This is a genomic window from Aneurinibacillus danicus (assembly GCF_007991215.1).
Classification (GTDB): domain Bacteria; phylum Bacillota; class Bacilli; order Aneurinibacillales; family Aneurinibacillaceae; genus Aneurinibacillus; species Aneurinibacillus danicus.
Map to the genome: position 1 here is coordinate 1 of NZ_BJXX01000147.1, position 7,470 is coordinate 7,470.

Here is a 7,470-nt window from a genome sequence, read left to right on the forward strand (position 1 = left end):
TAAGAAGAGTATAACAGGGGATCAAATGTTCTGCAAGAAGTAAGGGGAGGCACCGTCTCACCGAAATTCATCTCCCACTTTCACGGGTGTCATCACACCTTCACATTTAGAAGTGGGAGACTTCTTTCGGAAAAATGTTAAAGCACGAGCGATTCCAACCAACTTATCATCATCCCAAGCGGTTAGAATGATATTTGCGTGGTCTAACATTTTCTGAATCCGCTCTTTTTGTTCTACTGGACGTGTTATACCACTCTTCTTGAAGACCTGTATAACATCTTCGGCTCCAACTGGCTCATTGTATTTATAAACTATTCCCATAAATATAGACCACCTCCCCCAATGGTTCTACCAACTATTGTAATACAAACAGGGGGATTCATCACTACGATGGCTTATATCAAAAACGCCCTGCGCCAGCTTCCGCTGCTCTAGCAAACGAGTTTTAAACACAGCATCACGCGTTAAACCTGTTAGATGAATCATCATTTAATGGTCTTTCTATTCAATTTTTATTGATTTCTATATAAGTGAATATTAATATAATTATATACTTATATAATAGGTGGTGAATATATGGAGATCCATAGCATTGAGAATATGTCTGCTTTGCTTAAAATCGTAGGGGATAAAACACGACTTACCATTCTGGGTTACCTAAAAGAAAAGGAACTGTGTGTATGCGACTTGGTGGACCTGTTAGGCATGTCACAGCCGGGTATCAGCCAGCATCTAAAGAAACTGCGCGTAGCCGGTATTATTCATGAGCGAAGAGAAGGCACATGGGCATACTTTCGATTGAATACAGAGCTTGAACCGTATCTTGCCCAAATTATTAAGGCCATCCCTTCACAAGCGGCTAGCTTGAAAAACTACGAGGCAGCCCGACAAAACAACTGTTGTGTTATTAAAGTAGAAAATAAATAGAAGTGGAGAAGAAAACATGCTAGCTTGGAGTGCTTTTATTATTTTTGCCATCACGTTAGTGTTTGTGATTTGGCAGCCCAGGGGGTTAAATATCGGGTGGTCAGCGACTGCCGGTGCGATTTTAGCTTTATTGTTCGGAGTTGTAACATTTGGCGATGTTGTGACTGTCACAGGGATTGTTTGGAATGCCACCCTCGCATTCGTAGCCATTATTCTCATCTCATTAATTCTTGACGAAATTGGATTCTTTGAATGGTCCGCTCTACATATGGCACGACTGGCAAAGGGAGACGGCAGACGGATGTTTGTTTACGTTGTACTTTTAGGAGCTGCTGTGGCTGCATTTTTTGCTAACGATGGAGCCGCCCTTATCATTACGCCGATCGTGCTGGCACAAGTCCGCGCCCTGAAATTTGATGAGCGGATGGTATTGCCATTCATTATGGCAAGCGGATTTATTGCCGATACAACGTCGCTCCCTCTCGTCGTAAGCAACCTGGTTAACATCGTATCGGCGGATTACTTTGACATTGGTTTTATCGAGTATGCAAGCCGAATGATTGTCGTCAATTTCTTTTCGTTAGCGGCAAGCCTGTTGGTGTTGTATCTCTTCTTCCGTAAGAATATTCCGGCTGACTATGATGTATCGCAGGTAAAGAAACCTCACGAAGCGATTAAAGACCAAGGATTGTTCCGTCTATCTTGGATCGTATTGGGCATTCTTCTGGCAGGTTACTTGTTCAGTGAATCCCTCGGTATTCCTGTATCTGTGATTGCCGGAGCGGTTGCCTTCATCTTTATCCTGGCGGCACGCAGAAGTCACGCGATTCAAACGGCGAAAGTAGTGAAAGATGCGCCATGGGCCGTCGTTATTTTCTCTATCGGTATGTATGTCGTTGTATATGGATTAAAAAACGCGGGGTTAACTGACATGCTCGGACAGCTGATTCAAGCGACGGCTGACAAAGGATTGTTCGTGGCAACTGTCGGGATGGGCTTTATCGCTGCCATTCTCTCATCTATTATGAACAACATGCCAACCGTTATGATCGATGCCTTAGCCATTAAGGCGACACAAACCGATGGCGTGATTAGAGAAGCGCTTGTGTATGCCAATGTCATTGGCTGTGATTTAGGACCAAAGATTACACCGATTGGTTCCCTTGCTACCCTGCTCTGGCTTCATGTGCTGTCCCGTAAAGGGGTTAAAATCACCTGGGGTTACTATTTCAAAATCGGGGTTTTATTAACCGTTCCTACCCTCTTTATTACGCTTGTTGGGCTTTACCTTTGGCTTGGCCTCGTTTCATAAATAAAAAGTAAGAAAGGATGAAGACAATGTCTACACCTACATTCCGTATGCACGTTGCGATTAATGTAAGAAATCTGGAGGAAAACCTGAAGTTTTACCGTGCGTTTTTCGGTGAAGAACCAACAAAAGTAAAGGAGAATTATGCGAAGTTCGAATTGAATAATCCTCCGCTCCATTTCTCAATGAATGTGCGTCCGTATGATAACAAAGGGGCACTCAATCATTTAGGATTCCAGGTAGCTAATACAGAAGCTGTGTTAGCGATGAAGCAACGATTCCAGGATGCAGGGATTGTGCCTGTCGATGAAATGAACACTACGTGTTGTTATGCAGTACAGGATAAGATTTGGGTTCATGACCCGGAGGGAAATGCCTGGGAGATATTCTACACAAAAGAGGATTCGGAATTTGAATCTGCGGGTGAACCGGCCTCTCCAGGCGTATGTTGCGCTCCTGCGCCTGTTCAAATTGAATTTGGCAATATTAGCAGCTTTAAAAAATAAATCCATAAGGAGACATCGTTATGGCAGACAATAAAAAAATCATTTATTTTCTTTGCACAGGGAATTCCTGCCGGAGCCAAATGGCGGAAGGATTCGGAAAAAAATATTTGGACGACAAGTATGATGTATATAGCGCAGGCATTGAAGCTCATGGGTTAAACCCAAACGCTGTAAAAGCCATGGCAGAAAAAGGAATCGACATTTCAAACCAAACTTCCGACATTATCGATCCGGAGTTATTGAATAAAGCTGACTATGTTGTGACACTGTGTGGAGATGCGAATGATAAATGTCCGATGACTCCTCCTCACGTTAAGCGTGATCACTGGGGATTTGATGATCCTGCGAAGGCTACTGGAACGGAAGAGGAGAAATGGGCCGTATTCCAACGTGTACGTGATGAAATTGAAGAAAGAATTCGACGTTTTGCTAAAGAAGGAAAATAAAAAGGAAGACGGGGTCTCGCAGACTCCCGTCTTTTTTATGCCATCCTATATAAGGCTGATAAACATTATGGGCAGCACTGAATGAAAACTGAAAGTTCGTTGAATATCATCAAGGGTTCGGCATCTTTTTTCTTTTTGCGGAATACTTTATACAGGATTCATATAGCAAAGGGGAGAAAATGCCATGCGGATTGAAACCGTACAAACCGTGGAGGAAATTCGTCCCGAACACATAACAGACCAAACTGTGATTGTAATTGATGTGCTGAGGGCATCGAGTACAATTGTGGCCGCGTTATCTTCCGGCTTTGCCTCCGTCATCCCGGTCCAAACAAGCGAGCATGCATATGCACTGCGGGCTCCGGGGGTAATCCTGGCCGGAGAGCGGTATTGCGAACAAATCGCCGGTTTTGATTACAACAATTCACCGACGGCCCTCCAAAGAGCGAAGCATACCGGAGAGCGTCTTGTTCTGACAACTACAAACGGTACAAGGGCCATTCAAAAAGCGGAAAAAGCCGCGGATATACTCATCGGATGCTTTCTTAACGCCACCGCATGCATAACGAAAGCCCTTTCGCAAAACTGCGACATCACGCTGTACTGCGCCGGTACCCGCGGGGAGTTCGCCATCGAAGACGGTCTTGCTGCCGGATTAATGGTTCATATAGCTAAAACGATATCGTCTGCAGTACACACATGTGATTTATCAGAATTACTAGAGGCCGGTTATCTCCGGCTCGTCCCCGTGCTTACGGAACGCCTCCTTGCTTCTACTACAGGCAAACGTTTGGTTGAACGTCAATATACGGAAGATATTTTGTTCTGCAGCCAGATTGACTTTTCACAAATAGTCCCGTTTGTTAGTGAAAAAAGAATACTTCTGTCCTCTTCTTCATACAAGTAAAGAGAAGAATAGGACAGGGGTTTGATGCCAATGCAAATATCTCCAGGTGAAGGAGTGCTTGTTCTACTTATCATTACGGGTTTAATTGGCCGCTCACCAATTCTTGCTACCGCAGCCAGTATGCTGTTAGTGTTAAAACTCGCTTCCCTTGAACGTTTTTTTCCGACAGTAGAACGCCGGGGGATGGAAGTAGGGCTTCTTTTTCTGACCATATCCGTATTGGTGCCATTTGCCAGCGAGAAAATTACCGCTAAAGATTTAATTCCGCTCTTTACGACGCTTGTAGGGGTTGCCGCGTTAACCGGGGGAGCACTTGCCACGTATTTGAACGGAAAAGGACTGGATATGCTTCGGGCCGAGCCGCATCTTATCGTCGGCCTTATTGTCGGCTCCATTATCGGTATCGTATTTTTACGCGGAATCCCGGTCGGTCCGCTTATGGCGGCTGCCATTACTACTATCTTACTTAAATTTATTTCCTTTATTTCAAAATTTCTCTAATTAATTGCATGTTACGTGGGAGCTTTCTCGCTTTTCCTAAAGAGGGTGCCCGGTCCGTGTTCTTTTGCCGCTCCCCCCTGGTTTCTTGCGCCAGGCTTAATGAAGAAAAAGGTCGAGAGCAAAATAACAAAGCTTAGCCCCGCCACACTAAAAAATACGGTCTTATGTGAAATTTTCATTAACCAGCTAAAGATAGGCGGACCAAAGGCAACACCAAGGAAACGAACGCTCCCATACAAAGATGTGATCATTCCTCTTTCCGCCTTTTCCACAGCTCCTGTAACGAGAACGTTGATACAGGGCAATGATAAACCGATTCCAATGCTTCCTAATGTTAAGAGCCCAATCATAAGGTAAATTTGTTTAAAGAAAGCAACGGCAATCATGGCTCCCGTCAAGATTGTCAGACCGATGAGCATCAGCCTTCGGGTAAGCGGTTTATTCTGCTTAAGTTTTGCGCCGGTAATGTAAGCGGTAACGACCATTCCGAACAGAGGAATAGAAAGAATAGCACCCTTAAGTATCCCGTCAACTTTGTAGGTTTCCTCCAAAATATCGGACAGGTAAAACAAAACGCCAAAAAGGATAAATAAGCCGGTAGCACCCACAAAAAAGGCGGGAATCAACCATCTTCCTTTATTTTTAAAAATTTGCTTTAACGCTCCGAGATATTCGGGGAGAGGCTGTCCTTCCGGCTTCTTCTTTTCTTTAACCCCGAACCATACATAGGCGGCCACAGCAAAACAAAGAATAGGAAAGGTAAAAAATACCGTAAACCATGTGATAAGAGCAATAGCTGAGCCGATAATCGGCGATAAAATCTTTCCCATCCCGTTGGATGATTCGATAATCCCGAGCGCCTTGCTTTCCTGGGCTCCCGAATATAAATCCCCGATAAGGGCCATCGCAATCGGTGCCGTCCCCGCTGCCCCAATCCCCTGGATAATCCGTCCACCTAAGATGGCTGCATAGGAATTTTCCATCAGCCAGGCGGCCATACCGGAAATAATCCCCCCAATCCCGTACACAATGAGCGATGGCACAATAACCCACTTACGTCCAAAACGGTCAGATAAATACCCGACCAGCGGGATGATAATACCTGCGGCAAGGGAGAATACCGTAATCGTAAGACTCGTCTGAAACTGAGACAGGTCCAGCTCTTTCTGCATCGTAGGAAGAACGGGTACCAACATTGAATTCCCTAATACCATGACTATCGGGATAAAAGCAATGGCAATCATGGCTGATGTCCCTTGTTTTGCTTCCATTCTTCTTCCTCCTCATTTTGTACCTTTATCTACCCTTTCCTTTATGCGTATTTTTAATACAACGCTATCCAGTACGTTCCATGCATTTTTATGGTTTTCCAAAAACTTCTTTCATTCATAAGCGAGGAAAAACGCGCGCGGCGTGTGCCGGTCGTTGCTTTTCCCGTGTGTAGCGTGTAGCCTGAAGGGAGGAGGAAGAGCGGCAACGCCCGCGCGTTTTTCTTATAGAGTAATCTGCTCTGCCTGCACGGCGGAACCCTCATGTCCGAGAATGAATGTATCAAACCTCAAGCCTCTGCGCAGGCACTCAAGGTTGTAAATATCCTCAAATTGAATGTTGCCCATGCTGACATTTCGTCCCCAAAAACGGAGCAGTTCGATTTGCTGTTTTTTCTGTGGCGCTTCCCAGATAAGACGTTTCCTGATATCAGCCGGAATTGCTTTTTCAACCGTGGTCAAAAACTCGGTATCAATCTGGCCTTGTTTGTCATAAATCCCTACATTCGTTCCTGATTCCCTGCCCTCTACAATAACGTAGGAGGCCCCCTGCTCCAGATCGGAATAAAGGGTTTGCTGCAGGTCCTCTACGCTGAGATAGCTGCCACCCGCTTTTTTGCCGCATTCTGTAATGACGGTGAAGCCTCTCGCGGTTATCTCTCGAATCATCCTGCGCCGCTCACTTGTCACAAGCTCAATCGTTCCGTCAGAAATCTCCACATAGTTAAATCCTATCTTCGCTAATGAATCCAGATAATTTTGCAGGACACCTTGATAGTAGGCAATTTCAAACAATGTCCCCCCCGGGTACAGCACTACACCGGATTTTTTGGCTAAAAGCAACTTTTTTCGTAAAAGTTCGGGCGAGTACAAAACTGCCGTACCGAAGCCAAGCTTAATATAATCAACATATTGACCGGCAAGTTGTAAGCATTCTTCGAATGAGCTCAGGCCAACTCCTTTATCGATTACCATTGTCAAACCGAAATCTTCTGGCCTATTTGCTCTTTCTCCCGAAGGATCAAGAAGTCGGGGATGATACGCAATGTCCAGATGGTTCACAGCCATGATTCCTCCTTGTCGGCGAAGATCTTCCGCAAACCATCCTATGCACAACAGCCTATACGAGTGCCGCTTTTTACCTCTTATTCTGTCCCGTCATCTTTTTTATATAGATTCATGAGCTCGCCGCCCAGATGAATGTAGATGTTCGGTTCTTTCTCGCCATCTCCGAGTATCGCCTTCTTCAAACCATCAATGAAGTGCGAAGTAATATCAATAAAGTTCTGTTTTTCCCCTTCTTCCTCCAACTGTCCCATAATATACAGTTCTTTATCTTCCTTATATAAGTAAGCAATGTAGCCGACTGCTTTCCCATTCGCATCGACTACATTTAAAATCTCTCCCTGCTTATTTTGAAACTCCGGCTTAAAAAATAGCAACGAAAAAACCCCCTTTATGTGTTTATATTTGAATCGCTATTTCATCACAGTTTCCAGTATATAGCTTGGCCAGATTTCATCCTTTCATCCACAAACAAGCGCGCAGCCAGATCGGCTGCGCACCAAGTTGCTTATCCGGAAACAAACCCTTTTCCTGTGAAAAT

Annotated in this window: 10 protein-coding genes; 6 read left to right on the plus strand and 4 right to left on the minus strand. The window is 44.7% G+C overall.

The window, feature by feature from the left end; genetic code table 11:
• Window positions 1-57 precede the first annotated feature (57 nt).
• Window positions 58-321, minus strand: a complete 264-nt coding sequence (locus ADA01nite_RS15665) for a GNAT family protein (protein WP_174760622.1) — start codon at window positions 319-321, stop codon at window positions 58-60.
• Window positions 322-576: 255 nt separating this feature from the next.
• Between ADA01nite_RS15665 and ADA01nite_RS15670 the strand changes: the two genes are divergently transcribed.
• The 6 genes from ADA01nite_RS15670 (at window position 577) to ADA01nite_RS15695 (ending at window position 4,596) form a co-directional block, all read left to right on the plus strand.
• Entirely contained in the window at window positions 577-927 is a 351-nt protein-coding gene (locus ADA01nite_RS15670) for an ArsR/SmtB family transcription factor (protein WP_146811216.1), read from the plus strand.
• Window positions 928-943: 16 nt separating this feature from the next.
• Window positions 944-2,239: an arsenic transporter gene (locus ADA01nite_RS15675; RefSeq protein ID WP_146811217.1), complete on the plus strand. Its 1,296-nt coding sequence runs from the start codon at window positions 944-946 to the stop codon at window positions 2,237-2,239.
• A gap of 26 nt (window positions 2,240-2,265) precedes the next feature.
• Window positions 2,266-2,742 carry an ArsI/CadI family heavy metal resistance metalloenzyme gene (locus ADA01nite_RS15680; RefSeq protein ID WP_146811218.1) on the plus strand — a complete coding sequence of 159 codons (477 nt, stop codon included), beginning with the start codon at window positions 2,266-2,268 and terminating at the stop codon, window positions 2,740-2,742.
• A 20-nt stretch (window positions 2,743-2,762) separates the two neighbouring features.
• Window positions 2,763-3,188 carry an arsenate reductase (thioredoxin) gene (gene arsC / locus ADA01nite_RS15685; protein ID WP_146811219.1) on the plus strand — a complete coding sequence of 142 codons (426 nt, stop codon included), beginning with the start codon at window positions 2,763-2,765 and terminating at the stop codon, window positions 3,186-3,188.
• Window positions 3,189-3,372: 184 nt separating this feature from the next.
• Window positions 3,373-4,095 carry a 2-phosphosulfolactate phosphatase gene (locus ADA01nite_RS15690; protein ID WP_146811220.1) on the plus strand — a complete coding sequence of 241 codons (723 nt, stop codon included), beginning with the start codon at window positions 3,373-3,375 and terminating at the stop codon, window positions 4,093-4,095.
• Between the two features lie 30 nt (window positions 4,096-4,125).
• On the plus strand, window positions 4,126-4,596 hold the full coding sequence (locus ADA01nite_RS15695) for a DUF441 domain-containing protein (RefSeq protein WP_146811221.1): 471 nt from the start codon (window positions 4,126-4,128) through the stop codon (window positions 4,594-4,596).
• 11 nt (window positions 4,597-4,607) lie between these two features.
• Here the strand turns inward: ADA01nite_RS15695 and ADA01nite_RS15700 are convergent, their stop codons facing one another.
• From ADA01nite_RS15700 to ADA01nite_RS15710, 3 genes are all read right to left on the minus strand, one after another.
• Window positions 4,608-5,867 (minus strand): MFS transporter, encoded by a 1,260-nt coding sequence (locus tag ADA01nite_RS15700; RefSeq protein ID WP_146811222.1) that lies wholly within the window; start codon window positions 5,865-5,867, stop codon window positions 4,608-4,610.
• Between the two features lie 222 nt (window positions 5,868-6,089).
• Complete coding sequence (comA, locus tag ADA01nite_RS15705) at window positions 6,090-6,932, minus strand: phosphosulfolactate synthase (protein ID WP_146811223.1); 843 nt, start codon at window positions 6,930-6,932, stop codon at window positions 6,090-6,092.
• A gap of 77 nt (window positions 6,933-7,009) precedes the next feature.
• Window positions 7,010-7,306: a hypothetical protein gene (locus ADA01nite_RS15710; protein ID WP_146811224.1), complete on the minus strand. Its 297-nt coding sequence runs from the start codon at window positions 7,304-7,306 to the stop codon at window positions 7,010-7,012.
• Window positions 7,307-7,470 lie beyond the last annotated feature (164 nt).

What these genes read in the sequence shown, in the direction of transcription:
- ADA01nite_RS15690 (WP_146811220.1), top strand. Translation starts at nt 3,373, where the DNA reads ATGCGGATTGAAACCGTACAAACCGTGGAGGAAATTCGTCCCGAACAC.
- ADA01nite_RS15670 (WP_146811216.1), top strand. Translation starts at nt 577, where the DNA reads ATGGAGATCCATAGCATTGAGAATATGTCTGCTTTGCTTAAAATCGTA.
- ADA01nite_RS15665 (WP_174760622.1), bottom strand. Translation starts at nt 321, where the DNA reads ATGGGAATAGTTTATAAATACAATGAGCCAGTTGGAGCCGAAGATGTT.
- arsC (WP_146811219.1), top strand. Translation starts at nt 2,763, where the DNA reads ATGGCAGACAATAAAAAAATCATTTATTTTCTTTGCACAGGGAATTCC.
- ADA01nite_RS15700 (WP_146811222.1), bottom strand. Translation starts at nt 5,867, where the DNA reads ATGGAAGCAAAACAAGGGACATCAGCCATGATTGCCATTGCTTTTATC.
- ADA01nite_RS15680 (WP_146811218.1), top strand. Translation starts at nt 2,266, where the DNA reads ATGTCTACACCTACATTCCGTATGCACGTTGCGATTAATGTAAGAAAT.
- ADA01nite_RS15695 (WP_146811221.1), top strand. Translation starts at nt 4,126, where the DNA reads ATGCAAATATCTCCAGGTGAAGGAGTGCTTGTTCTACTTATCATTACG.
- comA (WP_146811223.1), bottom strand. Translation starts at nt 6,932, where the DNA reads ATGGCTGTGAACCATCTGGACATTGCGTATCATCCCCGACTTCTTGAT.
- ADA01nite_RS15675 (WP_146811217.1), top strand. Translation starts at nt 944, where the DNA reads ATGCTAGCTTGGAGTGCTTTTATTATTTTTGCCATCACGTTAGTGTTT.